At 65.0% G+C, this 26,421-nt stretch carries 33 protein-coding genes; 19 read left to right on the top strand and 14 right to left on the bottom strand.

Annotated elements, in window-relative coordinates; all coding sequences use genetic code 11:
• Positions 1–4 precede the first annotated feature (4 nt).
• From BZF59_RS06625 to rpsD, 5 genes are all read left to right on the top strand, one after another.
• Positions 5–217 carry a hypothetical protein gene (locus BZF59_RS06625; RefSeq protein WP_086607471.1) on the top strand — a complete coding sequence of 71 codons (213 nt, stop codon included), beginning with the start codon at positions 5–7 and terminating at the stop codon, positions 215–217.
• 8 nt (positions 218–225) lie between these two features.
• Positions 226–687, top strand: coding sequence for a transcriptional regulator NrdR (gene nrdR, locus BZF59_RS06620; protein WP_086607470.1), 462 nt, complete (start codon positions 226–228; stop codon positions 685–687).
• 6 nt (positions 688–693) lie between these two features.
• On the top strand, positions 694–1,440 hold the full coding sequence (locus tag BZF59_RS06615) for an RNA methyltransferase (protein WP_086607469.1): 747 nt from the start codon (positions 694–696) through the stop codon (positions 1,438–1,440).
• An 85-nt stretch (positions 1,441–1,525) separates the two neighbouring features.
• Entirely contained in the window at positions 1,526–1,783 is a 258-nt protein-coding gene (locus BZF59_RS06610; protein ID WP_086607468.1) for a hypothetical protein, read from the top strand.
• 206 nt (positions 1,784–1,989) lie between these two features.
• The gene (gene rpsD, locus BZF59_RS06605; RefSeq protein ID WP_086607467.1) at positions 1,990–2,604 is read left to right on the top strand and encodes a 30S ribosomal protein S4; all 615 of its coding nucleotides are present in this window, start codon (positions 1,990–1,992) and stop codon (positions 2,602–2,604) included.
• 79 nt (positions 2,605–2,683) lie between these two features.
• Here the strand turns inward: rpsD and BZF59_RS06600 are convergent, their stop codons facing one another.
• The 11 genes from BZF59_RS06600 to BZF59_RS06550 form a co-directional block, all read right to left on the bottom strand.
• A complete protein-coding gene (locus tag BZF59_RS06600; protein WP_086607466.1) occupies positions 2,684–2,986 on the bottom strand; it encodes a chorismate mutase in 303 nt (100 codons plus the stop codon).
• A complete protein-coding gene (gene tgt / locus BZF59_RS06595) occupies positions 2,986–4,122 on the bottom strand; it encodes a tRNA guanosine(34) transglycosylase Tgt (RefSeq protein WP_086607465.1) in 1,137 nt (378 codons plus the stop codon). The genes BZF59_RS06600 and tgt overlap by 1 nt, the downstream gene beginning before the upstream one ends.
• Positions 4,123–4,229: 107 nt before the next feature.
• The gene (locus BZF59_RS06590) at positions 4,230–4,784 is read right to left on the bottom strand and encodes an outer membrane beta-barrel protein (protein ID WP_086607464.1); all 555 of its coding nucleotides are present in this window, start codon (positions 4,782–4,784) and stop codon (positions 4,230–4,232) included.
• Positions 4,785–4,945: 161 nt separating this feature from the next.
• Positions 4,946–5,713, bottom strand: a complete 768-nt coding sequence (locus BZF59_RS06585; RefSeq protein ID WP_211277377.1) for an ABC transporter permease — start codon at positions 5,711–5,713, stop codon at positions 4,946–4,948.
• On the bottom strand, positions 5,713–6,660 hold the full coding sequence (locus tag BZF59_RS06580) for an ABC transporter ATP-binding protein (RefSeq protein WP_086607462.1): 948 nt from the start codon (positions 6,658–6,660) through the stop codon (positions 5,713–5,715). The genes BZF59_RS06585 and BZF59_RS06580 overlap by 1 nt, the downstream gene beginning before the upstream one ends.
• A 9-nt stretch (positions 6,661–6,669) precedes the next feature.
• Positions 6,670–7,707, bottom strand: coding sequence for a tRNA preQ1(34) S-adenosylmethionine ribosyltransferase-isomerase QueA (gene queA / locus BZF59_RS06575; protein WP_086607461.1), 1,038 nt, complete (start codon positions 7,705–7,707; stop codon positions 6,670–6,672).
• 42 nt (positions 7,708–7,749) lie between these two features.
• Entirely contained in the window at positions 7,750–8,484 is a 735-nt protein-coding gene (locus BZF59_RS06570) for a peptidylprolyl isomerase (protein ID WP_086607460.1), read from the bottom strand.
• A gap of 86 nt (positions 8,485–8,570) precedes the next feature.
• Positions 8,571–9,083, bottom strand: coding sequence for a pantetheine-phosphate adenylyltransferase (gene coaD / locus BZF59_RS06565; RefSeq protein ID WP_086607459.1), 513 nt, complete (start codon positions 9,081–9,083; stop codon positions 8,571–8,573).
• Between the two features lie 31 nt (positions 9,084–9,114).
• On the bottom strand, positions 9,115–9,879 hold the full coding sequence (locus BZF59_RS06560; RefSeq protein WP_086607458.1) for an AIM24 family protein: 765 nt from the start codon (positions 9,877–9,879) through the stop codon (positions 9,115–9,117).
• A 45-nt stretch (positions 9,880–9,924) separates the two neighbouring features.
• Positions 9,925–10,836, bottom strand: coding sequence for a polyprenyl synthetase family protein (locus BZF59_RS06555; RefSeq protein WP_086607457.1), 912 nt, complete (start codon positions 10,834–10,836; stop codon positions 9,925–9,927).
• Positions 10,837–10,841: 5 nt separating this feature from the next.
• Positions 10,842–11,114, bottom strand: coding sequence for an exodeoxyribonuclease VII small subunit (locus tag BZF59_RS06550; RefSeq protein ID WP_086607820.1), 273 nt, complete (start codon positions 11,112–11,114; stop codon positions 10,842–10,844).
• A gap of 85 nt (positions 11,115–11,199) precedes the next feature.
• Between BZF59_RS06550 and BZF59_RS06545 the strand changes: the two genes are divergently transcribed.
• Genes BZF59_RS06545 through purL form a run of 3 tightly spaced genes read left to right on the top strand, consistent with a single transcriptional unit; the run spans position 11,200 to position 14,565 of the window.
• Entirely contained in the window at positions 11,200–11,622 is a 423-nt protein-coding gene (locus BZF59_RS06545; protein ID WP_169712054.1) for a DUF2177 family protein, read from the top strand.
• A 1-nt stretch (position 11,623) separates the two neighbouring features.
• Positions 11,624–12,298 (top strand): hypothetical protein, encoded by a 675-nt coding sequence (locus BZF59_RS06540; protein WP_086607455.1) that lies wholly within the window; start codon positions 11,624–11,626, stop codon positions 12,296–12,298.
• A 29-nt stretch (positions 12,299–12,327) separates the two neighbouring features.
• Positions 12,328–14,565 carry a phosphoribosylformylglycinamidine synthase subunit PurL gene (purL, locus tag BZF59_RS06535; protein ID WP_086607454.1) on the top strand — a complete coding sequence of 746 codons (2,238 nt, stop codon included), beginning with the start codon at positions 12,328–12,330 and terminating at the stop codon, positions 14,563–14,565.
• A gap of 7 nt (positions 14,566–14,572) precedes the next feature.
• Here the strand turns inward: purL and BZF59_RS06530 are convergent, their stop codons facing one another.
• Positions 14,573–15,364 carry a Coq4 family protein gene (locus BZF59_RS06530; RefSeq protein ID WP_086607453.1) on the bottom strand — a complete coding sequence of 264 codons (792 nt, stop codon included), beginning with the start codon at positions 15,362–15,364 and terminating at the stop codon, positions 14,573–14,575.
• Between the two features lie 107 nt (positions 15,365–15,471).
• Between BZF59_RS06530 and BZF59_RS06525 the strand changes: the two genes are divergently transcribed.
• Positions 15,472–16,158 (top strand): nitroreductase family protein, encoded by a 687-nt coding sequence (locus tag BZF59_RS06525; RefSeq protein WP_086607452.1) that lies wholly within the window; start codon positions 15,472–15,474, stop codon positions 16,156–16,158.
• Between the two features lie 9 nt (positions 16,159–16,167).
• Here BZF59_RS06525 and BZF59_RS06520 read toward each other — a convergent pair whose 3' ends face one another.
• Positions 16,168–17,007, bottom strand: a complete 840-nt coding sequence (locus tag BZF59_RS06520) for a Coq4 family protein (protein ID WP_086607819.1) — start codon at positions 17,005–17,007, stop codon at positions 16,168–16,170.
• Positions 17,008–17,125: 118 nt separating this feature from the next.
• Complete coding sequence (serB, locus tag BZF59_RS06515) at positions 17,126–18,010, bottom strand: phosphoserine phosphatase SerB (protein WP_086607451.1); 885 nt, start codon at positions 18,008–18,010, stop codon at positions 17,126–17,128.
• On the opposite strand from serB, the gene miaA reads away from it, so the two are divergent.
• The 10 genes from miaA to BZF59_RS06470 all read left to right on the top strand — a co-directional run bounded on the left by miaA (position 18,003) and on the right by BZF59_RS06470 (position 26,378).
• A complete protein-coding gene (miaA, locus tag BZF59_RS06510; RefSeq protein ID WP_086607818.1) occupies positions 18,003–18,959 on the top strand; it encodes a tRNA (adenosine(37)-N6)-dimethylallyltransferase MiaA in 957 nt (318 codons plus the stop codon). The genes serB and miaA overlap by 8 nt on opposite strands.
• Before the next feature lie 198 nt (positions 18,960–19,157).
• The gene (gene ilvB / locus BZF59_RS06505; protein WP_086607450.1) at positions 19,158–20,903 is read left to right on the top strand and encodes a biosynthetic-type acetolactate synthase large subunit; all 1,746 of its coding nucleotides are present in this window, start codon (positions 19,158–19,160) and stop codon (positions 20,901–20,903) included.
• Positions 20,903–21,205, top strand: coding sequence for a hypothetical protein (locus BZF59_RS16025; RefSeq protein WP_143738113.1), 303 nt, complete (start codon positions 20,903–20,905; stop codon positions 21,203–21,205). Before ilvB ends, BZF59_RS16025 begins: the two co-directional genes overlap by 1 nt.
• On the top strand, positions 21,202–21,717 hold the full coding sequence (gene ilvN / locus BZF59_RS06500; RefSeq protein ID WP_086607449.1) for an acetolactate synthase small subunit: 516 nt from the start codon (positions 21,202–21,204) through the stop codon (positions 21,715–21,717). The genes BZF59_RS16025 and ilvN overlap by 4 nt, the downstream gene beginning before the upstream one ends.
• 2 nt (positions 21,718–21,719) lie before the next feature.
• A complete protein-coding gene (locus BZF59_RS06495; protein WP_086607448.1) occupies positions 21,720–22,148 on the top strand; it encodes a lysozyme inhibitor LprI family protein in 429 nt (142 codons plus the stop codon).
• 9 nt (positions 22,149–22,157) lie between these two features.
• Positions 22,158–23,177: a ketol-acid reductoisomerase gene (gene ilvC / locus BZF59_RS06490; RefSeq protein ID WP_086607447.1), complete on the top strand. Its 1,020-nt coding sequence runs from the start codon at positions 22,158–22,160 to the stop codon at positions 23,175–23,177.
• Entirely contained in the window at positions 23,135–23,791 is a 657-nt protein-coding gene (locus tag BZF59_RS06485; RefSeq protein ID WP_143738112.1) for a DUF6151 family protein, read from the top strand. The genes ilvC and BZF59_RS06485 overlap by 43 nt, the downstream gene beginning before the upstream one ends.
• A gap of 65 nt (positions 23,792–23,856) precedes the next feature.
• On the top strand, positions 23,857–24,456 hold the full coding sequence (locus BZF59_RS06480; protein WP_086607445.1) for a DUF4329 domain-containing protein: 600 nt from the start codon (positions 23,857–23,859) through the stop codon (positions 24,454–24,456).
• Between the two features lie 73 nt (positions 24,457–24,529).
• Positions 24,530–25,186 (top strand): YceI family protein, encoded by a 657-nt coding sequence (locus tag BZF59_RS06475; RefSeq protein ID WP_086607444.1) that lies wholly within the window; start codon positions 24,530–24,532, stop codon positions 25,184–25,186.
• A gap of 43 nt (positions 25,187–25,229) precedes the next feature.
• Positions 25,230–26,378, top strand: a complete 1,149-nt coding sequence (locus tag BZF59_RS06470; RefSeq protein WP_086607443.1) for an alpha-hydroxy acid oxidase — start codon at positions 25,230–25,232, stop codon at positions 26,376–26,378.
• The last annotated feature ends 43 nt before the right edge of the window (positions 26,379–26,421 follow it).

Genomic DNA, 26,421 nt, shown 5'->3' with positions numbered 1-26,421 from the left:
CTCGATGGACAAGCGCCCCACCCAGGACTGGGTCGAAGATGTGAAGACCGAAGTCACAGGCATGGCCAAGGAGGGGCTCAACCACCCCTCAACCGCGCCGGTGCTGACCGGCGCTGCCGTGGGCGCGGTGGCCGGGGCGCTGCTTCCCATCGTTTCCTGGCCCTTGGGCCTCGCTGCCGGGGTCGGCTTCGCACTCTATCAGCGGATCAAGAAGTAACCCGCTGAATGCGCTGCCCCTTTTGCGCCCATGACGATACCCAGGTAAAGGACAGCCGCCCGACCGAGGACAATGCCTCGATCCGGCGCCGTCGCCAGTGCTCGTCCTGTGGGGCACGCTTTACCACCTTCGAGCGTGTGCAATTGCGCGAGGTTGTGGTGGTGAAGAGCGGCGACCGGCGCGAGCCCTTCGATCGCTCTAAGCTCGAACAATCCATCGCGCTTGCCTCACGCAAGCGCGGGATCGATCAGGAGCGGCTGGATCAACTCATCAGCGGCATCCAGCGTCAGGTCGAAACCTCGGGCGAGGCCGAAGTGCCCTCGGCCCGCATCGGCGAGCTGGTGATGGAGGGGCTGCGGCAGATCGATTCGGTCGCCTATATCCGCTTCGCCAGCGTCTACCGCGACTTCTCCGAAGCGCGCGACTTCGAGGAATTTGCCAGCACCGTCCAGCAAGCGGCCAAGGAATAAGAACAAATGGCCGAACTCAACAAGCCCGTGATCGTGCTCGTGCGCCCGCAATTGGGCGAGAATATCGGCAAAGCGGCGCGCGCGATGCTCAATTTCGGGCTGACCGAGATGCGGCTGGTGAGCCCGCGCGATGGCTGGCCCAACCCCTCGGCAGGCCCGGCGGCGGCCGGGGCTGACATCGTGCTCGAACAGGCGCAGGTCTTTGCGTCCACCGCCGAGGCGGTCGCCGATTGCGCCCATGTCCATGCGACAACAGTGAGGAAGCGGGGCGTCACCAAGCCGGTGATCGGCGCGGACGAGGCCGGGCGGCTGGTCCATACCGAGGCCGGCCGCCACGCGATCATCTTCGGGCCCGAACGCTCGGGGCTGGAAACCGAGGACGTGGCTCTGGCGCGCAACATCCTGACGATCCCGATCAACCCCGAATTCGGGTCGCTGAACCTGGCGCAGGCGGTGATCCTCGTCGCCTATGAATGGTCGCGCATCGGGCGGGAGCTCGGCGCGGCGGGCAAATCGCTGGTGCAGCCCACCGCCGAAGACGCTCTGCCCCCTGCGCCGCAAGACGAGCTCGAAGCGATGATCGCCCATTTCGAGCAGCTTCTGGCCCCGCGCGACTATTTCTTCCCCCACTCCCGCGCCGAGGCAAGCCGCCGCACCTTGCGCACCCTGCTAACCAAGCCGGGCTGGAACCATCTCGAAGTGCGCACCCTGCGCGGCATCCTCAGCACGCTGGAACGCCCCATACGCGACTGAAGTTGTTCGTCGATTGGTGTTGGACAGGGGCAAAAGGCGGGTTAGCACTATTCGCTCCCTCTCCCCCAACCAAGTGAGATTGCTGATGAACTTCCCGCGTCGCTCCACGCTGGCCCTTGCCGGCGCTTTGCTGCTTGCACCCCTCGGCGCGGCCGCGCAGCCCAGCGATACCGTTCAGCCCGAAGAAACCGCCGCCCCGCAGGCCGAGGCTCCCAAGCCAGAAGCCGAAGCGGAAGAGGACAAGCGCATTTGCCGCTATGTCAAGCTCGACACATCGAGCCGCCGCAAGACCAAGGTCTGCCGCACGGTCGAAGAGTGGCGTGAGCTCAACAATCCCCGCTAAACTGGCCGCGCCACGCTGACAGTGCCGATCCCGTAAAAGGCGGTCTGCGCTTGACGTGAAGGCCAATCCTGCTATGCGCGCGCCTTCGCAAATGGGCCCTGCACCCCGGTGAAGCAGTGGCCGCATCCCGCCCCTTGGGCCGGGATGGAGCGATGCCGGGTTGAACGGCGGCCAATGGGGCCGCCCAGCACATTGAAGGAAGACTTATGTCGAAGCGCAAGAGCGCCAAGTACAAGCTTGACCGCCGGATGGGCGAAAACATCTGGGGTCGCCCGAATTCCCCGGTGAACAAGCGTTCCTACGGCCCCGGCCAGCACGGTCAGCGCCGCAAGGGCAAGATGAGCGACTATGGCCTGCAGCTGCGCGCCAAGCAGAAGCTCAAGGGCTACTATGGCGACGTCACTGAAAAGCAGTTCAAGCGCACCTATGCTGAAGCTTCGCGCATGAAGGGCGACACCAGCCAGAACCTGATCGGCCTGCTCGAACAGCGTCTGGACATGGTGGTCTACCGCGCCAAGTTCGCGCCGACCATCTTCTCGGCGCGCCAGATTGTCAGCCACGGTCACATCTATGTGAACGGCGTCAAGTGCAACATCGCGTCGCGCCGCGTGAACATCGGTGATGTCGTCAGCCTCGGCAGCAAGGCCAAGGAAATGGCGCTGGTGATCGAAGCGCAGAGCCTCGCCGAGCGTGACATTCCCGATTACGTCATGCCCGATGGCACCGACAAGATCACCTTCACCCGCGTGCCGAAGCTCGACGAGGTGCCCTACCCGGTGACGATGGAACCGAACCTGGTGGTCGAATTCTACTCGCGCTGATCCCTCGGGCAGCATGACACACAAAAAGGGCGGCCTTGCGGGGCCGCCCTTTTTCGTTGTGGCTTGCGAAGCGCGATTCTCAGGCCCGCACGCGGTCCCATTCGCCGAATTCGTAGGCGATGGAGCCTTCGACCAGGCGCTCCCAGATATCACCGACGACATCGCCCGGAATTCCTTGCGCCTCGGCCTCGGCGACGGCGGCGGCGATTACGCTGGCCTTGCGCGCTTCATCGCGCACGGCATCGCGGGTCGGCTTGATCCGGGCGGCGGCGCGCATGTAGCCGAAGCGCTTCGCCAGCAGCGCCACAAGCTCGCGGTCGAGCGCGTCGACGCCCTCGCGCACTTCGGCCATGGTCTGGCAGTCTTCAGGCAGTTTGGGCATCAAGCGGAACTTCCAAGGTAATCGCGCCGGAAGGCAGCGGCAAAATCGGCGAATGTCCCTGCGGCAATGGCAGTCCGCATCCCCTGCATCAAGGCCTGATAGAAGCTGAGATTGTGCTCGGTCACCAGCATTGCGCCGAGCATTTCGCCCGATTTGACGAGATGGTGGATATATGCGCGCGAATAGGTGGTGCAGACCGGGCAGTGGCAGCGCGCGTCGAGCGGGCCGGTGTCCTCGGCGAAGCGCGCATTGCGCAGGTTGAGCGGCCCGTTCCAGGTGAAGGCCTGCCCGTTGCGGCCCGAGCGGGTCGGCAGCACGCAATCGAACATGTCGATCCCGCGCTCGACCGCACCGACGAGATCGTCGGGCTTGCCCACGCCCATCAGGTAGCGGGGCTTGTCGGCCGGGAGCATATCGGGCGCGTAGTCGAGCACGCCAAACATCGCCTCCTGTCCTTCCCCCACCGCCAGTCCGCCGACCGCATAGCCATCGAAACCCACGTCGATCAGCTTGTCGGCGCTGATGCGGCGCAGGTCTTCGTGGAGTGCGCCCTGCTGGATGCCGAACAACGCGGCGTGGGCGGCGTGCTCCTCGCCGCTGTCGAAGCCTTCGCGGCTGCGCCTGGCCCAGCGCATCGAGAGTTCCATCGAGGCGGCGATTTCGTCACGCGGGCGATCGGCGCGGGGGCATTCGTCGAAGGCCATGACGATGTCGCTGCCGAGCAGGCGCTGGATTTCCATGCTGCGCTCGGGCGTGATCATGTGCTTGCTGCCGTCGAGATGGCTGCGGAATTCGACGCCCTGTTCGGTGAGCTTTCGGAGCTCGGAAAGGCTCATCACCTGATAGCCGCCGCTATCAGTCAGGATCGGCCGGTCCCAGTTCATGAAGCGGTGCAGGCCGCCGAGCCGCGCTACGCGCTCCGCACCCGGGCGCAACATCAGGTGGTAGGTGTTGCCGAGGATGATATCCGCGCCGGTCTGACGCACAGCCTCGGGCTTCATCGCCTTGACCGTGGCCGCAGTGCCCACGGGCATGAAGGCGGGGGTGCGGATTTCGCCGCGTTGCATCGCGATGATGCCGGTGCGGGCCTTGCCGTCGGTCGCGTGGAGAGTGAAGGAGAAACGGGGTGCGGTCATTGCGCCCCGCCCGCTAGCGAGGTGCGCTGGCCCTGTCACCACTAAAGCAAACGGGCCGCCCGCCATGATGGCGAGCGGCCCGTCGCATGTCAGGTTCGATCAGGCGATCAAAACTTCAGGCCGACGCCCACGGTGCCGCGCAGGGTGTCGAACGCGATGGTGTCGACATTGGCGCGCAGCACGACGCTGCCGACCGGGAATTCGGCACCGACGCCGACGAGGTAGTCACCAGCGGTGGTATCGAGGTTGAAATCGTCTTCGTCGAATTCCGGCACGCCGATCAGTTCACCGGCGTCGAGGTCAACCCACTGGTAGCCGCCGCGGGCATAGATCTTCGCGCCGCCTTCGGTGCGCAGGCCGAGACGGGCCGACAGGCCGTATTCGGCGTCGATCGGGCCGCTGCCGAAGTGGGCGTTGCCTTCCACACCGGCGAAGAGGTTGGTGCCGAGCGGGAAGTCGACAGCCGCGAAGCCGCCGTAGATTTCGCCGCTGTCGTCGATGCTGAAGCCATCGAGGTCAGCATCGTCAACATCGACGCCGAGGTCGTGCAGACCGACCGATGCGCCGATGGTCACTTCGGGCTGGGCATCCTGCGCCTGGGCGGCGGCCGGCAGGGCAATCGCGCCCATCGCTGCGAGCGTGGTGAAAGCGATCTTTTTCATTCTCTTATCCTTTGTGCGATCCTGCCGCAGGGGATGCGGCACGGAACACGCCAACTAGGAACGGTCGGCTTTCTCCGCAATGAATGAACAATCAGCTTTTCGTTAATGTCCGATCAAGGGTGCCTCCAGTCCGACTGAAGCCTTTCGCAGACCCCGGTCGCTTACTCGCGCAGGCGCCATCCGGTGCGGAAAATCACCGCGATTACGGTGGTGCAGACCGCCAGAAACCCGATCGTCAGGCCGAGCGACAGGGCGATCGGCACATCTGCCACACCATAGAACGAAAAGCGCAAGCCGCTCACCAAAAAGGCGATCGGGTTGGCCAGCGCGATGGCGTCCCAAGGGCCGGGCAGGTCGCGAATCGAATAGAAGGTGCCGCCTAGGAAGGTCAGCGGGGTGAGGATCAGCAGCGGAATGATCCCGAGCTTCTCGAAGGAATCGGCCCAAATGCCGAGGATGAAGCCGAACAGCGCGAAGCTCGCCGCCACCAGCATGATGTAGAATGCGGCGAACAGGGGGTATTTGATCTCGTAATCGACGAAGAAGGTCGCCGTGGCGAGGATGATCGCGGCGAGGATCAGCCCCTTGGTCATCGCCGCGCCGACGAACCCGGCGAGCGTCTCGGCGACGCCGACGGGGGCCGAGAGCAGTTCGTAGATCGTGCCGGTGAAGCGCGGCATGTAGATGCCGAAGCTGGCGTTGCTGGTGGTCTCGCCCAGCAGGGTGAGCATCAGCAGGCCGGGGATGATGAAAGCGCCATAAGGCACCCCTCCGATCGGCTCCATCCGCGCGCCGATGACGCTGCCGAACACCACGAAATAGAGCGAGGTGGTGAGCACCGGCGACAGAATCGACTGGAAGGCGGTGCGGAACGCCCGGGCCATCTCGCGCTGGTAGATCGCAAGTGCGCTGCGCACATTGAAATGCATCACGCCGCCTCCGCCTGATTGTGTCCGAGCAGCCCGACGAAAATGTCCTCAAGCGAGGAATCATGGATGTCGATGCTGGTGTAGACGATGCCTTCACGCGCAAGGGTCTGGGTCAGATCCGCGACCTGCGCGCGGCCCCCGCCCTGCCCGTTCCCGCCGCGATAGACGAGCCGGGTGCCGCCCTCGGCCAGTTCAACCGGGAAGCCGGCGATGGCGGGCGGCAACGCGGCGAGTGGTGCGGCAAGGTCGATCACCGCTTCGGTGGTGCCGAGCCGCTCCATCATGGCGCTTTTTTCATCGACCATCAAAATTCGCCCGCCCTGGATGATGCCGACGCGGTCGGCCATTTCCTCGGCCTCCTCGATGTAATGGGTGGTGAGGATGATCGTGACGCCGCGCTGCTTCAGCGCTGCGATCTGCTGCCACATGTCCTTACGCAGTTCGACATCGACACCCGCGGTCGGCTCGTCGAGGAACAGCAGCTCGGGATCATGCGCCAGCGCCTTGGCGATCAGCACGCGGCGCTTCATACCGCCGCTGAGGGCGCGGATCTGCGCATCGCGCTTGTCCCACAGCGAGAGGCTGCGCAGGATCTCCTCGATCCGCGCCGGATCGTGCGGCTTGCCGAACAGCCCTTGCGAATAGGCCACCGCGCGGCGCACGGTTTCGAACATGTCGGTGCTGAGTTCCTGCGGCACCAGCCCAATCCGCGCCCTCGCCCGCCGCCAATCGCGCGCGAGATCGTGGCCGAAGGCGTGCATCGTCCCGCCGCTTGGCCGCACCAGCCCGCACACTGCGCCAATCAGCGTGGTCTTGCCCGCCCCGTTCGGCCCGAGCAGCGCAAAAATCTCGCCCTTGCGGATATCAAGATCGACATTGTCGAGCGCGCGCGGGCCATTGGCATAGGTCTTGGTGAGACCGCGGATCGACAGGATGGGTTCGCTCATTGCTACCGATTACGGGAGCAGCAGCGAGGAGTCACCATAGGAATAGAAGCGATATTCTTTGGCGATGGCATGAGCATAGGCCGCCATCATCCGCTCACGCCCCATCAGTGCGCTGACGAGCATCATCAGCGTCGACTTCGGCAGGTGGAAGTTGGTCATCAGCCCATCGACCGCCTTGAGCCTGTAGCCCGGCGTGATGAAGATCGCCGTATCGCTGGCAAAGGGCTGGATCACGCCGTTTTCGTCCACCGCGCTCTCGAGCAACCGCAGCGAGGTGGTGCCGACCGCGATGATCCGGCCTCCGGCAGCGCGCGCGGCGTTGAGCTGGTCGGCGGTGTCCTGCGAGATGCGGCCGAACTCGGCGTGCATCTGGTGGTCGTCGGTATCGTCGGCCTTCACGGGGAGAAAGGTGCCCGCCCCCACGTGCAGTGTCAGCATCGCGCGCCCGATTCCGGCGGCGTCGATCGCGTCGACCAGCCTTTGCGTGAAATGCAGCGAGGCGGTGGGGGCCGCGACTGCGCCTTCCTCGCGCGCGAACATCGTCTGGTAGTCTTCCAGATCCTGTGCATCGATCCCGCGCTTGCTGGCGATGTAGGGCGGCAGCGGCATGGTGCCGGCGCGGTCGAGCAGGACTTCGACAGGCTCCTCGCCCTCGAAGAACAGGGTCAGCGAGCCATCGGCGTGGCGTTCCTGCGCCCGCGCTGTGACCCCGCCGCCGAACACCAGCTGGTCGCCGATCTTCACCCGCTTGGCGTTCCTGAGGAAAGCCTGCCAGCGGCGCAAGTCGATCCGCTTGTGCAGCGTCGCGCCGATCCGGGCCTCGCCGTCAGCGCGCCGACCTTCGAGCTGGGCAGGGATCACGCGTGTGTCGTTGAAGACCAGCACATCGCCGGGATTCAGCAATTGCGGCAGATCGCGAACACCGCGATCTTCGAACGGCGCATCACCCCCGCGCACAACCAGCATCCGCGCCGCATCGCGCGGGCGCACGGGGCGCAGCGCGATCCGCTCTTGCGGCAGGTCGAAATCGAACAGGTCTACCTTCATGGGCCGCGCGCATAGAGCCGCGCGCCCGGTGAGGGAAGAGCCTTAGGGCAGCGGCGCGCTCAGCATGTCGGCCGAAATCGGCGCATCCTCGGCCGGCGCCGGCGGCGGTGGGGGCGGCAGGTTGTCGCTGCCGAGCGAGGCCTGCACGATATAGGTCGGGCTCTGCGGCGGCTCACCCCGGTTGATCGCGTCCACGGCTTCCATGTTCTCGATCACCCGGCCGAAATTGGTGTATTTCTTGTCGAGGCTGAAACGCGGGTAGAAGACGATGAAGAACTGGCTGTTGGCGCTGTCATCTTCCGAAGCGCGGGCCATCGACAGGGTGCCGCGCACGTGGGGCATGGGGTTGAACTCGGCCTTGAGGTCGGGAAGCTCGCTGCCCCCCTGCCCGGTGCCGGTCGGATCGCCGCCCTGCGCCATGAAGCCGTCGATCACACGGTGGAACACCACCCCGTTGTAGAAGCCTGCGCGGGTCAGCGTCTTGATCCGCTCGACATGGCTCGGCGCCCAATCGGCCTGAAGCCGGATCTTGACCCGCTCGCCATTCGACAGGTCGAGCACCCAGACGTTTTCGGGATCGACCGCCGGATCATAGTTGATCGGCGCATAGGTGCGCGGCGCGGCGGGCATCGCAGCCTCATCCGCGTCAGGCTTTTCGGCGTTCTCGCCGAAAGCCTCGGGCGGGGTGTCGTCCTTCTGCTGTTGCGCGAAGGCGGCCTGCGGCGCGGCGAAAAGAGCAAAAGCAGCGAGGGCAGTGGCAAACTTGACTGTGATCATGGTTCCATCCGGATTTCGACCGAGCCTGTAGCCCCGCCGATCTGACACTGCAATGAATGAACGGGCCGCGCGTGGGAACGGGCCGATCAGTAATCGCCCTTCAGCCCCTGTTTGCGCACGCGGGCATTAACCTCTTCGCACACCGGCGCGCTGACGAAACGGGCAATATCGCCGCCATAGACCGCGATTTCCTTGACCAGCTTGGATGCGATCGGCTGCAGCGAGACGTCGGCCATCAGGAACACGGTCTCGATATTGTCGTCGAGCTGCTGGTTCATGCCGGCCATCTGATATTCGTATTCGAAGTCGGCGACCGCGCGCAGGCCGCGGATGATGACATTGGCGCCCATCTTCTGCGCAAACTTCACCAGCAGCGCGTTGAAGCCCACCACCTCGACATTGCCGAGCCCCATGTTCGCCACCTCGCGCTCCACCATGCGGAAGCGTTCCTCGGTCGAGAACATCGGGTTCTTGGAAGGGTTGGTGGTGACCCCGATGATCAGGTGATCGACCAGTTTGGAACCGCGCCGAATGATGTCGGCGTGGCCCAGCGTGATGGGGTCAAAGGTGCCGGGATAGATCCCGATACGGCGGCTCATGATGCGTATCCTCTCTCGCGCTCGGGCCGGGTTAGGCGATCCGCGATGACGGCGTGATCCACACCGTGCCCTGCCCGCGCAGCTTGTAGACGAAGCCCTCACCCGATCGCATCGCGTTGCGCAGGCCTGCCACCAGCGGGCCGATCGTGACTTCGAGATTCGCCGAATACATCAGCATGAAGTCGCCATCGACCACGACTTCCTGCCCAGGCATCACCGCGATCTCGTCGATCTCGGTGACGGGCACGGGGCTTTCGACCGCGAACACCCCCGCCCCGGTGATCTTGGGCTGTGCGAGGCCATTGCCCGAGAACATCCCCGACAGCGACTTGTGCAGGTGCGTCGAGAGCGCAATCTCGGCCGAGCAGGCATAGAAGGCGCGGTCGTCGAGCAGCAGGGCATCCTGCGGGCCATCCATCGTGGCGAGGATGAAATGCTTGCGCACCGGCTCGCACCAGATGGTGCCGCTGCCCGAATAACGCGTCGCATGCGCCGATTCGCCCGTCGCCGCTGAAGCCGCTGCGCGCGCGAAGAAGCCCTTCTGCGCCTCGTGCCGCACGATTTCGGCGCTGAGATTGCCGTAGGAATATTGCAGCGCCCCCGGCTCGATCAGGGCCGAGGCGTTGTTGAGCACAATCTCGAGCTGATGCACGTCGGTCGGCTCGGCGATGTAGTGGAGCTGCCCCTCAATCCCGGTCGGGATCCCGCGCGCCACCATCTTCTTCTCGACGAAGCGGTGGATGCGCATCGTCACCCCGCCATAGGTCTCTTCCTGAACGACTTGCCGGAATGCCATAGTATCCCCCTTGCGGTTCGTATGCGTGTGGCGAGCTGCCTGTGCTCAGCGGTCGCGTTCGACGATGTAGCGGGCGAGCGCGCGCAGGATGTCGGCCTCTGGCCCGTAGGACGCGAGCCGCAGCACCGCCTGATCGACCAGCGCACGCGCCTGTTCGCGGGCCTTTTCGACCCCCATCAGCGTGACGAAGGTCTGCTTGCCCTGTTCGTCGTCCTTGCGCAGCGCCTTGCCGGCCTTGTCCTCATCGCCCACCACGTCGAGCAGGTCGTCGGCGATCTGGAAGGCGAGCCCGATATCGCGGGCATAGGCGCGCAGATGCGCCCGGCCCTGCGGCGCGACCTTGCCGAGGATAGCGCCCATCTCGACGCTGGCGGCCAGCAGCGCGCCGGTCTTGAGCTGTTGCAGCCGGGTGATGGTGTGGAGATCGTAGGTCACGCCCTCCTCGTCGGCGACCATGTCCATCATCTGTCCACCGGCCATGCCGTGCATCCCCGAGGCCTTGCCCAGCGTCAGGATCAGTTCGGAGCGCGTGAAGGGGTCGGTGCTGGTGGCTTCATCGGCGAGGATTTCGAAAGCGAGCGCATGGAGCGCATCGCCCGCCAGCACCGCGGTCGCCTCGTCATAGACCTTGTGCAGCGTCGGCTTGCCGTGGCGCAGATCGTCATTGTCCATGCAGGGCAAGTCATCGTGGATCAGCGAATAGACGTGGATCGCCTCGATCGCAGCCCCCGCACGCAGGGCCGCATCGCGCGACACGCCGAACAGTCCCGCAGTGCTGCACACCAGCAGCGGGCGCACCCGCTTGCCGCCGCCGATCGCGGCATAGCGCATCGCCTCGATCAGGCGCGCGCTGGTATCGTCGGGCACCGGGAGCAGCGCATCGAACAGCGAATCGATGTCCGCCTGTACGCTCTTGATCGCATCGCCCAGCAGCGTGCTTGCGCTTTCCACCAGCATCACGCTCAGCCTTCCGCGTCGAACGGGCGGGTGCCGGTCGCCCGGCCATCGGCACCGGTCACGATCTTCTCGATCCGCGCCTGTGCCGCATCGAGCCGCTGCTGGCAGGCCGCACGCAGCGCCTCGCCGCGTTCGTAGAGGCTGATCGACTGATCGAGCGGCACATCGCCGCGTTCCAGCTGCTGCACGATCTGCTCAAGCTGACCGAGCGCCTGTTCGAAGCTCAGCTGCGCGATGTCCTGCCCGGCTGCAGCCGGTGATGAAGTGCCCTCGTCCATGCCCGCGAGCATTGACGGGGCGCAGCGGTGCGGTCAAGGCTGCGCGGCATAGGGCGGGATCAACCAACACAGGATAATCGCACTCATGCTGCTGAAGTGGATCATCGCCTATGGCGTCGCGGCGCTGTCGTTTCTCATGCTGGATGCGGTGTGGCTGCGCTGGGCCTCGGTCAATCTTTACAAGCCGGTGATCGGCGAGATCATGGCCAAGGATTTCAATCTGCCTGCGGCGATCGCCTTCTATCTCATCTATATCGCCGGGATGTGCTGGTTCGCGATCAAGCCCGGCCTTGAAGGCGGCGGGGTGCAGGCGGCGATGCTCAACGGCATCCTGCTGGGCGCGCTGTGCTATGCGACCTTCGACCTCACCTCGCAGGCGGTGATGAAAGTGTGGTCGACGCAGATCAGCGTGCTCGACATCCTGTGGGGCGCTTTCGTGACCGGCGCGGCAAGTTCGCTGGCGTGCTGGGCGGTGCTCCGTTTCGCGCCCGCCACGCCTGCCGCCTGAAATGTTCATCGGCCACTTCGCCCCGGCCTTCGTCGCCGCTGCCGTGAGCCCGGAAAGGCCCCGGCTGGCGACGATGTTCGTCGCGGCGCAGCTGGTCGACTGGGGGTTCTTCGCGCTCGCCACCATCGGGGTGGAGCATATGCGGATCGACCCTGCGGCGAGCGTGATGGTGCCTTACGACCTTTACGACATGCCCTACACCCACAGCCTGCTGGGCACCCTGATCTGGGCGGCGGCCTTCCTCGGGATCGTGGCGCTGCGCGACCGCAGTCTTCGCACCGGGGCGCTGGCGGGCCTCGTGGTGATCTCGCACTGGGTGCTCGACTGGCTGGTCCACGTGCCCGATCTCACCATCGACGGCACGCCGCCCAAGCTGGGTCTGGGCCTGTGGAATGTGCCATGGGTGGCGGTACCGCTGGAGCTGGGGCTGACCGCCGCAGCCTTTGCCTTCTATCTGCGCCGCACCCGCGGCCCGGCGGGGCCTCCGCTGGTGCTGGCGGGGGTGATGCTGCTGTTGCAGGCGATCAACTGGCTCGCCCCCCATCCCGAAAGCGCCGGGCTGCTGGTCTATCTTCAGGCGCTCGTCGCCTTCGGCCTGCTGACCGCGCTCGCGCTGTGGGTGAGCACAAATCGCTGGTTCCGCAAACGCGGCAACTTGGCCTTCGCGCTTCAGTAATCTAGGGCGCGCGGCAAGGAGTCCCCTCAATGAGCGCTATCACCCCCGAAATCGTCGAACAACACGGCCTTTCCCCCGAGGAATACGAGCGTGTCCTCCACGCGCTGGGCCGCGAGCCGAACCTCGTGGAGCTCGGCATCTTCTCGGTGATGTGGTCGGAGCATTGCAGCTACAAGTCCTCGCGCCTGCACTTGAAGAAGCTGCCCACGGAAGCCCCGTGGGTGATCTGCGGCCCGGGCGAGAATGCGGGCGTGATCGATATCGGTGACGGGCGGGCGGCGATCTTCAAGATGGAGAGCCACAACCACCCCTCCTACATCGAACCCTATCAGGGCGCGGCGACGGGCGTGGGCGGCATCCTGCGCGATGTCTTCACCATGGGCGCGCGGCCGATCGCCAATGCCAATGCGCTGCGCTTCGGGCGACCCGAACACCCCAAGATGAAGCATCTGGTGCAGGGCGTGGTCGCAGGCATCGGCGGCTACGGCAATTGTGTCGGCGTGCCGACCGTGGCGGGGGAGACGAACTTCCACCCCGCCTACGACGGCAACATTCTCGTCAACGCGATGACCGTGGGCGTCGCCGATCAGGACAAGATCTTCTATTCCGCCGCGACCGGCCTGGGCAATCCGATCGTCTATGTCGGCTCCAAGACCGGGCGCGACGGGATCCACGGCGCGACCATGGCGAGCGCGGACTTTGGCGAGGATGCCGAGGCCAAGCGGCCGACCGTGCAGGTTGGCGATCCCTTCACCGAAAAGCTGCTGATCGAAGCCTGCCTCGAACTGATGGCGACCGATGCCATCGTCGCGATCCAGGACATGGGCGCGGCGGGGCTGACCTCCTCCAGCGTAGAAATGGCGAGCAAGGGCGGCGCTGGCATCCGGCTCGATATGAACAAGGTGCCCTGCCGCGAAACCGGCATGACGCCCTATGAAATGATGCTCTCGGAAAGCCAGGAGCGGATGCTGATGGTGCTGAAGCCCGGCCGCGAGGCCGAGGCCGAGGCGATCTTCAAGAAGTGGGAGCTCGATTTCGCTGTCATCGGCGAAGTGACCGACACCGGCCACATGGTGCTGGAATTCAACGGCGAGGTTGTGTGCGACATCCCTCTGGCCCCGCTCGCCGATGAAGCGCCGCTCTATGATCGGCCCTACCTGTCGAAGGAAGAATACACCGCCTGGGCGGGAATCAAGCCGCTCGGCGAAGTGCCCGCGAGCGACGATATCGCCGCCGATCTTCTCACCATGATGGCCTCCCCCGACCTCGCCTCGCGCGGGTGGATCGCGCAGCAGTACGATTCGCAGGTCGGCGCCGACACGCTCCAGACCGGCGGCGATGCGGGTGTGGTGCGGGTGCATGGGACGGGCAAGGCGCTCGCGATCACCACCGATTGCACCCCGCGCTATGTCTTCGCCGACCCGTATGAGGGTGGTAAGCAGGCCATTGCCGAAGCATACCGCAATCTTTGCGCGGTCGGTGCGCGGCCCTTGGCGGTGACCAACTGCCTCAACTTCGCCAACCCCCAGCGCCCCGAGATCATGGCGCAGATCGTCCACGCGCTCGACGGCATGGGCGATGCCTGCCGTGCGCTCGACTTCCCGATCGTGAGCGGCAACGTGTCACTTTACAACGAATCGAAGGCGACCGGCGGTGGCTCGGCAATCCTGCCCACCCCGGCCATCGGCGGTGTCGGCATCATCAACGACCTGTCGAAGATGATGACGATGCACTTCAAGAACGCAGGCGACGCGATCTACCTCGTCGGGCCGGAATTCTGGGCCAAGCCCGATCCGACCCGCTCGCACCTTGGCCGCTCGCTGTGGCTGCGCGTGGTAAAGGGCATGGAGGCCGGCCGCACCCCGCCGACCGACCTGACCGTGGAGCGCAATGCCGGCGAGATCATCCACGAGTTGATCGCAGACAGGCTGGTGAGCGCGGTTCATGACCTGTCGGACGGCGGCCTTGCTGTCGCACTCGCTGAAATGGCGCTGGCAGGCGGGATCGGCGCCGAGACCGAGGCTGCCAACCCCGACTACACCCCAGCGCAGTGGTGGTTCGGCGAGGATCAGGGCCGCTATCTCGTCACCGTGCCCGACGTCGCAGCGCTCAACGAAGCGCTCGCCAAGGGCACCCGCAATGACGAGACCGCGCAGATCGGGTTCCAGCGGATCGGCACTGTGGGCGGCGATTCGGTGCTGGGCGTGCCGCTCGCGGACCTGCGCGCAGCCAACCAGCGCTTCTTCGAGGAGTGGATGGAGGGGTAAGGGCCGCTCAGGCCGCCTGCGCGCCGCTCAGGGTCAATTGCTCGCGGGTGATCCCTTCGCCCTGGAGGATCGCGAGGCACTGGCGATAAACCTCGGGCTTTCCGATGTTCAGCCGCGCGCGTGCTGCATCGATATCCTCGCGCATCAGCGCGGCGATATCCTGATGCGCGATCTTCGCCGCCGCGCGGCCAAGCCTGCGGCCTTCCTTGATCGCGGCGAACAGCGGCGCCTTGGTGCCCGACACCTTCTTGATCTGCCGCGCGCCCGCATAGGCGATGAACAGGATGCCCTTGTTGTGGTTCTGCTCGTAGGTGAACCCCAGCAGGCTCGCTTCGCCCAGCGCATCGCGGCCATAGCCGGTCAGCACGTGGAACAGATCATGCGTGTCACGCTGACGATCGAAATACCATTGGGTCTGATCCTTGGGCAGGCTCTCGGGCGGCGCCCACTTGTGACTTTCCGCCACCAGCCCCGCCGCCGAGAGCCCTTCGCGCTTCATGAAAGCGATGTAATGCGCCGCAACACTTTGCGGCCCGCAATCGGCCCAGCGGTCGTGATCGTCGAGCATGGCGGGGATGCTGATGCTTTCGGCCATGAAGCGCTGGCCTTCCTCGGATCGGATGAAGCCATGCGCCTGCGCGAGGCTGCGCTTGCCTTTGGTCGCCTCGATGATGTGAAACACCTGTGCGGTGTCTTCCTTGTCCTCGACCAGCTTGCCGAAGTGGTGAAGCACCTTCAACGGCCGCAATCCCGAAATCTTGCGTTCCGGGGCAACCAGCGGGAGATCGATGAGCGCCATCGTGTAACGTCCTTTGCGCGAGTCGCGAAACGGGGTCTGGCCTCGCCATTTACATCAGTGTCAGTAAACAGTCCATTCTCGGACCGATCGAGGACATACGCCTGCCGATGAACGACCCAGACACCCTCCCCTACTCCCTCCCGCGCCTCACCGATGACGAGGCCGTGGCCCGCGCACGCGGCTTTGCCGAGCGGATGGCGCAGCGCCGCACGTGCCGGTGGTTCTCCGATGAGCCCGTGCCCCGCGGCGTGATCGAAGCCGCCATCGCCGCTGCCGGAAGCGCACCTTCAGGCGCCAATCATCAGCCATGGCATTTCGCGGTGGTCGCCTCGCCCGAACGGAAGCGTGCGATTGGCGAAGCCGCCGAGGCCGAAGAGCGGCGCTTCTACGGGGCCGACGGCGGCGATCCCAAGGCGGGCGCGGAATGGCTCGCGGCGCTCAAGGACCTCGGGACCGATGCCGACAAGCCCTTCCTCGAAACCGCACCATGGCTGATCGTCGTCTTCGCGCAGCGCAAGGGCGGGATTGCCGAGGATGGGCAGACGCAGAACTATTATGTGAACGAAAGCGTCGGCATCGCCTGTGGGCTGCTGCTGGCGGCGCTCCACGAGGCGGGGGTGGCGACGCTGACCCACACGCCCTCCCCCATGGGTTTCCTGCGCACAGTCTGCGGGCGGCCCGCATGGGAAAAGCCGGTGATGATCGTGGTCGCCGGACGGCCTGCGGCGGATGCCACAGTGCCCGCCCACGCGCTAATCAAGAAGCCGCTGGAGCAGATCGCCAGCTGGCTTTGACCAAGGCGGTCAGGCCGCCATCAGCTCCGGCTCGGCAGGCTTGGTGGCGAGCAGGTCATAGGGGTTGATCCCCTCGGCCTGCCAGATGCGGTGGCATTCGCGATATTGCTCCGGCTGCGGAATGCGCAGGGCGGTGCGGACCTCATCAAGCGGGCGTTCGAGCAACTGGCGGATCGGCTGCGCCATCAGCTGCGGCGCGCCCTTGCCGGTGCGATGCGCCTCGCGCACGGCGCCGAAGATCGGGGCAGCGCTGCCCTTGGCGAGCTTCTTGATGTTGGCCGCGCCGGCATAGCCGATCAGCAGGTGCCCCTGGCTCGGCGACTGGCCGTGGGTGAACAGCAGCACGCACTGCTCGCCGAGCGCATCGCGGCCATAGCCGGTCAGCACGTGGAACAGATCATGCGTATCGCGCGAGCGTTCGATGAACCACTGCACCAGATCGGGATACTTGGGGCGCCCAAGCCGCTCCGCCTCGGCAACAAGACCCGCTGCCGAAAGCCCTTCGGCTTCCATGAAGTCGCAATAGGCGTGCGCGAGACTGCCCTTGGGCGTGCGGCGCAGAGTGGCGTGATCATCAAGGATTTCGGGCAAGTTCGGCTCGGCCCTGCGCAGAAACTCGCCGCGTTCGGACAGGGCGAGGTCCTGCACCCGCTGCATGAAGTCGCCCGAAGGGAGCGATTCGAAAATCTTGAAGACCTGGCTGGTGTCTTCCTTGTCCCGGATCAGCGCCTGAAACGCCTTCACCGCCCGCACCGGGCGATAGCGCGCTTCGGGACGGTCAGGATGAAGCAGCACCGTGCCGTCGGCAGAGAACATCCGGGTATACTGATCGCGGGCGATGTCGGTCATGCGGGCCATTCCTGTGCTGAAGCCGGGGTATAGCTGCGGCTTGCTTACATCAGTGTTAATAGCATATTCGGTACCCGAATTGAAACCCTTTTTGCGATCATCCGTTCCCGCCGCGCGATCAGCCCTCTCGCCAGCTTGCGCGCGGCACCCCGAGCAGGCTGAGAACAGCGGTCAGATCCCCATCATCGACACGGCCATTGGCGGCCGCGCGCGCCTTGGGTTTGGCGCGGTAGGCAAAGCCATAGGTTGCCGCTTCGATCATCGGGATGTCGTTCGCGCCGTCTCCCGTAGCGAGGCTGTGCGCCGCCTCGCCCAGCCCGGCCACCTCCTCGCGGAGCACCGCTGCCTTGACCGCAGAATCAGTAATCGGGCCGACGAGCCCGCCGGTCAGCTTGCCCTCCTCCACCGCGAGCCTGTTGCCCACAACCCGGTCGAAGCCGAGCATGTCGGCCACCGGATCGGCGAAGTGGTGGAATCCCCCCGTCACCAGCACGGTGCGCGTCCCCAGCGCGGTGAGGGTTGCCACCAGCGTCTTCGCCCCCGGCGTTGCGCGAATCCGCTCGGCAAGGCAGGCGCCAATCGCGCCTTCGTCGAGCCCCGCCAGCAGCGCCACACGCTCCCGCAAGGCCGCCTCGAAATCGAGTTCGCCCTGCATCGCGCGCTCGGTGATGGCGGCGATTTGCGGCTTCAGCCCCGCATAATCGGCCAGCTCGTCGATGCATTCCTGCCCGATCATGGTCGAATCCATGTCCGACACGAACAGCTGCGGCACAACGATTTTGCCTCGCGCAACCAGCATTGCAGGCGGCGCGAACACTGCGTCGATCGCGTCCAGCACCGTCGCCGGATCACCCGAATCCAGATGCAATTCGAGCACATCGTCATCGCCTTCGGGCATCGCTGCCGCGCTCAGCACCGCGCCCGCATCGGCCAAAGCGCCCGACAGCGCATCGAGACGCGTTTCACATTTACTCGTCTCTGCTATCAGCCGCGCAATGAGCATCTCTGTAACTCCTGAAAATCCGCTCGCGCTCATCGCAGGGCCGACCGCCAGCGGCAAGAGCGCGGTTGCGCTCGATCTGGGCCGGCGGCTCGCAGCCGATGGCCGGCGCGGCGTCATCATCAATGCCGATTCCGCGCAGGTCTATTCCGATCTCCAGATCCTCTCTGCCCGCCCGTCTGACGAGGAAATGGAAGAGGTCGAGCACCGCCTGTTCGGCGCGTGGGACGGGGCGGAAGCTTGCTCCGCCGCCGCCTGGGCCGCGCGCGCCAAGGACGAGATCGCCGATTGCCATGCGGCTGACGCAGTGCCGATCCTCGTCGGCGGCACGGGGCTCTATCTCAAGGTGCTGCTCGAAGGGATCGCCCCGATCCCCCCGATCGACCCCGCCGTGCGCGCGGCGGTGCGGGCGCTGGACGAGGGGGAAGCCCACAAGCTGCTCCAAATCGAAGACCCCGAACGCGCGGCAATGCTCGATCCCGGCGACACCCAGCGCATCGCCCGCGCGCTGGAGGTCAAGCGCTCGACCGGGGTGACGCTGGGCGACTGGCAGCTGGCCAAGTCCGGCGGCATTGCCGATGAAGTGAGGCTGCATCCGCTAATCGTCGAGCCCGAGCGCGCATGGGTCTACGAGCGCTGCGATGCGCGTTTCGTCGCGATGCTCGATCACGGCGCCGTGGCCGAGGTCGAGGCGCTGCTGGCGCGCGGGCTCGATCCCGATCTGCCGGTGATGCGCGCGATTGGGGTGCCTGAAATCGCCGCATGGCTGGCAGGCGAGGTCGAATCCGAGGACGTGATCGCGATGGGCCAGCAGGCCACGCGCAACTACGCCAAGCGCCAGTTCACCTGGTTCCGGCGCCAGCCCCCCGAAGACTGGCCGCGGGCGCGCCCCAGTTGGGAATCTGAAAATATCGACATTGACGCGTATTTTGCATCATTATTACGCAAATAGGGGTTGACCTATCAGATTATAACCTTTAGCGGCGTCATCACTCGGTCCGATGCGCCCCCCTGCATCGGGCCTGTTTTCTTTGTTACACCCTCTCGCCCCCGCCCCCGGCGCTGCGGCGACATGATTAAATGGAGTGCCGCCGTGCCCGGTCAGCCGGACAAAGCCCCTGCCCCGACGTCCTCGGACACTAGCCCCGCGATGAGCGGTGCAGCGATCCTTGTGCACGAACTGGTGGAGCAAGGCGTCGAATTCGTGTTCGGCTATCCCGGCGGCGCGGTGCTGCCGATCTATGACGAGCTGTTCGGCGACGAACGCATCCGCCACATTCTCGTCCGGCACGAAGCCGGGGCGGCCCATGCGGCGGAAGGCTATGCCCGCGCCACGGGCAAGCCGGGCGTGGTGCTGGTCACCTCCGGTCCGGGCGCGACCAATGCGGTCACCGGCATTGCCGATGCATGGATGGATTCGATTCCGCTGGTGGTCATCACCGGGCAAGTGCCCACCGCACTGATCGGCACTGACGCCTTTCAGGAGGCCGATACCGTCGGCATCACCCGCCACTGCACGAAGCACAATTATCTGGTGAAAGACCCTGCGGATCTCGCCGCAACGGTCAAGGAAGCCTTCCGCATCGCCACCACCGGCAGGCCCGGCCCGGTGGTTATCGACATTCCCAAGAACGTCCAGATCGCGGTCCCGTCTGAACGCCGAGCGCTGACCCGCGCCGGATCGCACCGCTACGCGCCGCAGACCGTGGCTCCAGCGGAGCAGATCATCGAGGCGGTCGAACTGATCGCGAACGCCCAGCGCCCGATCTTCTACACCGGCGGAGGCGTGATCAATTCCGGGCCCGAGGCGAGCCGTCTGCTGCGCCAATTGCAAGACATCACCGGCGCGCCCGTCACCTCCACGCTGATGGGTCTGGGCGCCTTCCCGAGCGCGCACCCTGACTGGCTGGGGATGCTGGGGATGCACGGCACCTACGAAGCCAATATGGCGATGAACAAATGCGATGTGATGGTCTGCATCGGCGCGCGCTTCGATGACCGCGTCACCGGGCGGCTTGATGCCTTCTCGCCGGGCTCGAAGAAGATCCACATCGATATCGACCGTTCCTCGATCAACAAGACAGTGCCCGTCGACATGGGCATTGTCGGCGATTGCGGCACGGTGCTGGCCCAGCTGATCGAGGCATGGGGCAGCCGACAGGCGAAGAACCTCGGCGAATGGAAGGCACGGATCGCCGGGTGGCGCGCGCGCGAATGTCTTGCCTATCCGGAACGCAGCGCCAAGAACCCCGGCATGATCATGCCGCAAAAGGCGGTCGAGCGGCTGCACGCGCTCACCCACCAGCGCAATCCGATCATCACCACCGAAGTCGGCCAGCACCAGATGTGGGCGGCGCAGTATTTCGGCTTTGAAGATCCGAACAAGTGGCTCACCAGCGGTGGCCTCGGCACGATGGGCTATGGGCTTCCGGCAGCGATCGGCGCGCAATTGGGCTTTCCCGATGCGCTGGTGATCGACATCGCGGGCGAAGCCTCGATCCAGATGAACATCCAGGAACTCGGCACCGCTTCGCAATACCGCTTGCCGGTCAAGATCTTCATCCTGAACAACGAGTACATGGGCATGGTCCGCCAGTGGCAGGAACTGACCTATGAAAGCCGCTATTCGAACAGCTACTCCGACAGCCTCCCCGATTTCGTGAAGCTCGCCGAGGCTTATGGCTGGAAGGGCATCCGCATCACCGAGGAGCGCGATCTCGATGATGGCATCATGCGGATGCTCGACCACAATGGCCCGGTGATCGTCGATTGCCTCGTCGCGCAGGATGCGAATTGCCTGCCGATGATCCCGAGCGGCGCGGCGCACACCGAAATGCTGCTCTACGGCGACAAGGTCGACGGCACGATGGACGACGAAGCCAAGGCGCTGGTCTGATGGTCGTATTTGCCGATTTACCGTCAGACCTTCTCGCGAGGGCCGAGCGACGGAACTGGTTCAATTCCGGCGACTCCATGCGGGTCTTGGATTGGCTATCCGAGCTAGGCGCACGTTTTCTGGGTATGGACGTGGCCCAAAAGCTCGAGGACGGTGATTGGATGTTGCTGACCAATCCGATCCTCGACCTGAGCGACCAGACCGACAATGCTTCGGCAATTGAAGAAGGACGCAGGTTCATCTTGGAAAATGATCGGCCAGGTCGAATGTTCGATCCGGTTTGGGAGGGGCGTTTCAAATGAAAATCACCGAAGCAGCCTCAGAGCGTCACGTGCTCGCCGTCACAGTCGATAACGAGCCGGGGATCCTCGCCAAGATCACCGGCCTGTTCACCGCGCGCGGCTACAATATCGACAGCCTCACCGTAGCCGACATTACCGAGGACCACGCGGTCAGCCGCATCACCATCGTCACGAACGGCCCGCCCTCGGTGATCGACCAGATCGAGGCGCAGTTGGAACGGTTGGTGCCGGTGCACAAGGTGACCGACCTCACCACCGCCGGGCCCCACGTGGAGCGCGAGCTGGCGCTGATCAAGGTCACCGGCACGGGCGAAAAGCGGGTCGAGGCGCTGCGGCTCGCCGACATCTTCCGCGCGCGGCCCGTCGACACCACCACCGAAAGCTTCATCTTCGAGATCACCGGCCCGCCCGACAAGGTCGACAGCTTTATCGCCTTGATGCGCGAGTTGGGACTGGTCGAGGTCGGCCGCACCGGCGTCGTGGGGATGCTGCGCGGGCCGCAGGGGGCCTAAGCGTGTCGACGCGTCTCGTCACCCTCGCGCTCGCCGCGCTGGCGTTGCCGCAGGCTGCAGTCGCTGAGGGGCCGACACCTGAGGCCGAGGCGGCGCTTGATGCTTGCATCGAGAACACAGGGCTGTCCGACCTTGCCGCGAAGGATTGCTACGTCGCCCTCGCCGTTAGTGAGGATGAACGGCTCAATGCCAATTGGGCGCGACTGATCAAGGCCATCGGCGGCAAAGACACCGATGTCGGCAAATCACTCCTTGCTGAACAGCGGGCGTGGATCGGCTACAAGGACGTCGCTTGCCAACATTACCTCGTTTCGGGCGGGACACTTGATCGGTTGCAGGCACAAATCTGCTACACTGACACCATTTCGCGTCGCGCCGACGAGATCGAAGAACTTGCTGACTTCTATCAAGAAATCAATTCGCCAGAGTAAGGACAGGAAATGAAGGTTTACTACGACGCCGATGCCGATCTCAATCTGATCAAGCCCAAGAAGGTCGCCATCGTCGGCTACGGCTCGCAGGGCCATGCCCACGCCCAGAACCTGCGCGACAGCGGCGTCGCCGAAGTCGCCATCGCGCTGCGCGAAGGTTCGGCGACCGCAAAGAAGGCCGAAGACGCGGGCTTCAAGGTGCTCTCCAACACCGCCGCCGCGCAGTGGGCCGACATCATCATGATCCTCGCGCCGGACGAGCATCAGGCGGCGATCTGGGAGAACGACCTCAAGGGCCACATGAAGCCCGGCGCCGCGCTCGCCTTCGCGCATGGGCTCAACATCCACTTCGGCCTGATCGAGGCGCCGTCGGACATCGACGTCATCATGATCGCCCCCAAGGGCCCGGGACACACCGTCCGCTCCGAATATGTCAAGGGCGGCGGCGTGCCCTGCCTCATCGCCATTCACCAGGACGCCAGCGGCGCGGCGCATGACGTGGCCCTCGCCTATGCCTCCGCCGTCGGCGGCGGGCGCTCGGGCATCATCGAGACCAACTTCCGCGAGGAATGCGAGACCGACCTGTTCGGCGAGCAGGCGGTGCTGTGCGGCGGGATCACCCACCTTATCCAGGCCGGGTTCGAAACGCTGGTCGAGGCCGGCTACGCCCCCGAAATGGCCTATTTTGAGTGCCTTCACGAAACCAAGCTGATCGTCGACCTGCTCTATGAAGGCGGCATCGCCAACATGCGCTATTCGATCTCGAACACCGCCGAATATGGTGACATCACCACCGGCCCGCGCATCATAACCGATGAAACCAAGGCCGAAATGAAGCGCGTTCTGGCCGACATCCAGTCGGGCCGCTTCGTGAAGAACTTCGTGCTCGACAACCGCGCCGGCCAGCCCGAACTCAAGGCCGCACGCAAGCAGGCAGAAGCCCACCCGATCGAACAGACCGGCGCGAAGCTGCGCGCGATGATGCCGTGGATCAGCGCCAACAAGCTGGTCGACAAGGCGAAAAACTGAGGGGGCACAACCGCAAAGTGGCAGACAGTCTGCACTTCGCATGCGGCTGCGGGGAGGTGTCCGGAACGGTCGCCCTCCCCGCTCCGATCGACGGCGAATGCGTGGTCTGCCACTGTTCCGACTGCCGGGACTTTGTCCGCCTGTGTGGCAAGGCCGACTCCATGCTCGACAATCAGGGCGGCCTCGCCCTGTTCAATTTTCGCGGATCTCGGCTCACGTTTCAGCGCGGGCGTGAGCGCATGGCGAGCCTGCATATGACCGAAAAGCCAGTCTTGCGCTGGCTTGCATCATGCTGCGCGACGCCGCTGTTCAACAGCTATGCGAACAACCGGATCCCGTTTCTCGACATTTGCCTCGCTGCCACCAGGAACCCCGAAGTGCTCGGCCCCTTGCGCGCCCGGGAACGGCATCTGTTCACGCAAAGCGCGCTCGGCGATACGCGCGATCTGGCGAAGACCTCGCCCCTCAGCCTCGCCCTGCGAACGACCCCGCGCGTGCTGAAGGAAGTCCTCACCGGTGCACGAAGGCGCAACCCGCTGTTCGATCCCGCGACTCATCAGCCGATCGCTGCGCCGCGCCGTGTCCCGCGCGCTGAGCGTGCCGCCTTGCCGTGATGCGCCGCATCGCCGCCAACAAGCTGGTCGACAAGGCGAAAAACTGAGGCCAAAGCACGGGCCAGATGCTCGAGGGCCGCAATGCAAGGTGGATCTACGCCGTGATCGCCATCCTCTGGGTGGTGATCGTCGTGCGTCTGGCCTCCAACGTCAAAGGGCCCGAGGATTTCGTCATCACCGTGACGCAGCCCGAGGTGCAGGCTTTCGCCCGGACCCGGCTTGAGGCGATGCAGGCGCGCTCGATCGCCGACAATATCGAGCTGTGCGCGATCATTTTCGAGGACAGCGAGGGCGCGCTCGACACGACCCCGGTGCGCGAAGGCGACGAGGGCACGTGCGACCTTCGCTATTTCGACGAACCCGGCATGGCTCCGGTTGCCAGCATCCACACCCACGCGGGTTTCGATGCCGATTACGACAGCGAAGTGCCGTCGATGCTCGATCTCGAGAGCGATATCGAAAGCCGGATGGACGGCTATGTCGCAACCCCCGGCGGGCGGCTGTGGCGGATCGACTGGCAGGCCCCGCGCGCGGTGCAGGTGTGCGGAGAGGGCTGCCTGACGCAGGATCGCGCCTATCGCGCCTGCCCGGATGATCCCATCGCCGCCAGCTACTCCGCCGCCCAGCTCGCCGCGCGCAGCCGGCGGAGCATCGTGAAATGCTGACCCCGCGCCCGCGTGGTGGAACCTTGGGCGCGGAGCGGAATTGAAAGACTGAACCAACAGGAGGCTTCCCCCGATGATTCGTTACGCCCTCGCCGCAGCAGCCACTGTGATTGCCGTGACCGGCGGAATTGCCGCCGCACCCGCGATTTTCGCGCAAGGCGCGCCGCAGGTTCCCGGTGCGGCCGATCCTTCGCGCGTCACTGGCGGAACTTACACCGCCGATCCCAGCCACTCGCTGATCGCGTTTGAAGTCAATCATTTCGGCTTCAACGATTATTACGGGCTGTTCGGCGATGTCGCGGGCACGCTCAAGCTTGATCCGGCCAACATCGCTGCGGCCAAGGTCGACGTGACGATTCCCGTCGCCAGCGTCACCACCGCCAGCAAGGGCCTGACCGATCACCTGCTGCGTCCCGGCAAGGACGGCGGTAAGCCCGACTTCTTCGGCCCCGCGCCCGCCCCTGCCCGCTTCGTGTCGACCAGCGTCGAGCGCACCGGCGACATGACCGCGAACATCACCGGTAATCTGACGCTCAACGGCGTGACCAAGCCCGTCACCTTCGAAGCCGAATTCACCGGCGCGGGCGCGAACCCGTTCAACAAGAAGGAAACCGTCGGCTTCGAGGCTGAGACCAGCATCAAGCGCTCGGACTTCGGCGTGAATTACGGCATCCCGATGGTCAGCGACGAGGTCGAACTCGACATCTCGGTGGCCTTCGAAAAGCAGTAAAAGCGCACTCGACAGTCATTCCTCAATCGGGCAGGCGCTGACCATGCGCCTGTCCGATTGCCATAATATCGACGATTTCCGGAAGCTGGCGAAGGCGCGCCTGCCCTTCCCGGTTTTCGACTATATCGACGGCGCGGCCGATGACGAGTTGACCAAGGCGCGGAACACTGCCGCCTTCGACAGCGTCGATCTTGTGCCCGACGTTTTGGCGGGAGTCGAGACGATCGACACCTCCTGCACGATCCTCGGCCGCAGGTCCGCCCTGCCGCTGATGCTCTCCCCCACCGCAGTGCAGCGCGCCTTCCACTGGGAGGGAGAACGGGCGGTCGCGAAGGCCGCCGAAAAATTCGGCCTGTGGTTCGGCATCTCCAGCCTCGCCACGCGCAGTATCGAAGAGATCGCCGCGCTTACCAGCGGGCCCAAGCTGTTCCAGCTCTACGTCCACAAGGACAAGGGGCTGAACACCCACATGATCGAGCGCTGTCAGGCCGCGCAGTTCGATGCGCTGGCGCTGACGGTCGACACCATCGTGTCGGGCAAGCGCGAGCGGTGCCTGCGCAGCGGCTTCACCACCCCGCCGCGCTTCACGCCCGCAAGCATCGTCAGCTACGCAACGCGCCCGCGCTGGACGCTCGACTATCTCTTCCGCGAGAAATTTCGCCTGCCCAATCTCGACACCCATGTCTCCGAGGGCACGGGCAAGGCGGTGAGCATTGCGGAATATTTCAACACCATGCTCGACACCTCGATGGATTGGGACACCGCCGCGGCGATCCGCGAGCAATGGGGCGGCACCTTCGTGCTGAAAGGCGTGATGAGCGCTGCCGACGCGCGCCGCGCCGTTGAGATAGGCGCGGATGCGATCATGATCTCCAACCACGGCGGGCGGCAATTGGACGGCTCCCGCGCGCCCTTTGACCAGCTTGCCGAGATCGTCGATGCGGTTGGCGGTCAGATCGAGATCATCTGCGACGGCGGCGTTCGGCGCGGCACCCATGTGATGAAGGCGCTGTGCAGCGGCGCGAGCGCGGCCTCGGGCGGGCGGCTTTATCTCTACGCGCTGGCGGCGGCAGGTCAGGAGGGCGTCGAGCGCGCGCTCGGCATTCTCAAGGATGAGATCGAGCGCGGGATGCGGCTGATGGGCGTGACAGCGATCGACCAACTCACCCCCGACCGGCTGCGCCATCGCTGAGGCGGATTGTCACGCTCTTGTCATTTGCGCTCGGCTAAGGGAC

It is taken from the genome of Erythrobacter donghaensis (assembly GCF_002155425.1).
Classification (GTDB): domain Bacteria; phylum Pseudomonadota; class Alphaproteobacteria; order Sphingomonadales; family Sphingomonadaceae; genus Erythrobacter; species Erythrobacter donghaensis.
This window is presented reverse-complemented; position numbering and strand designations above follow the sequence as displayed.

Coding starts and splice junctions, on each gene's coding strand:
- BZF59_RS06625 (WP_086607471.1), top strand. CDS start 5: ATGGACAAGCGCCCCACCCAGGACTGGGTCGAAGATGTGAAGACCGAA.
- nrdR (WP_086607470.1), top strand. CDS start 226: ATGCGCTGCCCCTTTTGCGCCCATGACGATACCCAGGTAAAGGACAGC.
- BZF59_RS06615 (WP_086607469.1), top strand. CDS start 694: ATGGCCGAACTCAACAAGCCCGTGATCGTGCTCGTGCGCCCGCAATTG.
- BZF59_RS06610 (WP_086607468.1), top strand. CDS start 1,526: ATGAACTTCCCGCGTCGCTCCACGCTGGCCCTTGCCGGCGCTTTGCTG.
- rpsD (WP_086607467.1), top strand. CDS start 1,990: ATGTCGAAGCGCAAGAGCGCCAAGTACAAGCTTGACCGCCGGATGGGC.
- BZF59_RS06600 (WP_086607466.1), bottom strand. CDS start 2,986: ATGCCCAAACTGCCTGAAGACTGCCAGACCATGGCCGAAGTGCGCGAG.
- tgt (WP_086607465.1), bottom strand. CDS start 4,122: ATGACCGCACCCCGTTTCTCCTTCACTCTCCACGCGACCGACGGCAAG.
- BZF59_RS06590 (WP_086607464.1), bottom strand. CDS start 4,784: ATGAAAAAGATCGCTTTCACCACGCTCGCAGCGATGGGCGCGATTGCC.
- BZF59_RS06585 (WP_211277377.1), bottom strand. CDS start 5,713: ATGCATTTCAATGTGCGCAGCGCACTTGCGATCTACCAGCGCGAGATG.
- BZF59_RS06580 (WP_086607462.1), bottom strand. CDS start 6,660: ATGAGCGAACCCATCCTGTCGATCCGCGGTCTCACCAAGACCTATGCC.
- queA (WP_086607461.1), bottom strand. CDS start 7,707: ATGAAGGTAGACCTGTTCGATTTCGACCTGCCGCAAGAGCGGATCGCG.
- BZF59_RS06570 (WP_086607460.1), bottom strand. CDS start 8,484: ATGATCACAGTCAAGTTTGCCACTGCCCTCGCTGCTTTTGCTCTTTTC.
- coaD (WP_086607459.1), bottom strand. CDS start 9,083: ATGAGCCGCCGTATCGGGATCTATCCCGGCACCTTTGACCCCATCACG.
- BZF59_RS06560 (WP_086607458.1), bottom strand. CDS start 9,879: ATGGCATTCCGGCAAGTCGTTCAGGAAGAGACCTATGGCGGGGTGACG.
- BZF59_RS06555 (WP_086607457.1), bottom strand. CDS start 10,836: ATGCTGGTGGAAAGCGCAAGCACGCTGCTGGGCGATGCGATCAAGAGC.
- BZF59_RS06550 (WP_086607820.1), bottom strand. CDS start 11,114: ATGGACGAGGGCACTTCATCACCGGCTGCAGCCGGGCAGGACATCGCG.
- BZF59_RS06545 (WP_169712054.1), top strand. CDS start 11,200: ATGCTGCTGAAGTGGATCATCGCCTATGGCGTCGCGGCGCTGTCGTTT.
- BZF59_RS06540 (WP_086607455.1), top strand. CDS start 11,624: ATGTTCATCGGCCACTTCGCCCCGGCCTTCGTCGCCGCTGCCGTGAGC.
- purL (WP_086607454.1), top strand. CDS start 12,328: ATGAGCGCTATCACCCCCGAAATCGTCGAACAACACGGCCTTTCCCCC.
- BZF59_RS06530 (WP_086607453.1), bottom strand. CDS start 15,364: ATGGCGCTCATCGATCTCCCGCTGGTTGCCCCGGAACGCAAGATTTCG.
- BZF59_RS06525 (WP_086607452.1), top strand. CDS start 15,472: ATGAACGACCCAGACACCCTCCCCTACTCCCTCCCGCGCCTCACCGAT.
- BZF59_RS06520 (WP_086607819.1), bottom strand. CDS start 17,007: ATGACCGACATCGCCCGCGATCAGTATACCCGGATGTTCTCTGCCGAC.
- miaA (WP_086607818.1), top strand. CDS start 18,003: ATGAGCATCTCTGTAACTCCTGAAAATCCGCTCGCGCTCATCGCAGGG.
- serB (WP_086607451.1), bottom strand. CDS start 18,010: ATGCTCATTGCGCGGCTGATAGCAGAGACGAGTAAATGTGAAACGCGT.
- ilvB (WP_086607450.1), top strand. CDS start 19,158: ATGAGCGGTGCAGCGATCCTTGTGCACGAACTGGTGGAGCAAGGCGTC.
- BZF59_RS16025 (WP_143738113.1), top strand. CDS start 20,903: ATGGTCGTATTTGCCGATTTACCGTCAGACCTTCTCGCGAGGGCCGAG.
- ilvN (WP_086607449.1), top strand. CDS start 21,202: ATGAAAATCACCGAAGCAGCCTCAGAGCGTCACGTGCTCGCCGTCACA.
- ilvC (WP_086607447.1), top strand. CDS start 22,158: ATGAAGGTTTACTACGACGCCGATGCCGATCTCAATCTGATCAAGCCC.
- BZF59_RS06480 (WP_086607445.1), top strand. CDS start 23,857: ATGCTCGAGGGCCGCAATGCAAGGTGGATCTACGCCGTGATCGCCATC.
- BZF59_RS06475 (WP_086607444.1), top strand. CDS start 24,530: ATGATTCGTTACGCCCTCGCCGCAGCAGCCACTGTGATTGCCGTGACC.
- BZF59_RS06470 (WP_086607443.1), top strand. CDS start 25,230: ATGCGCCTGTCCGATTGCCATAATATCGACGATTTCCGGAAGCTGGCG.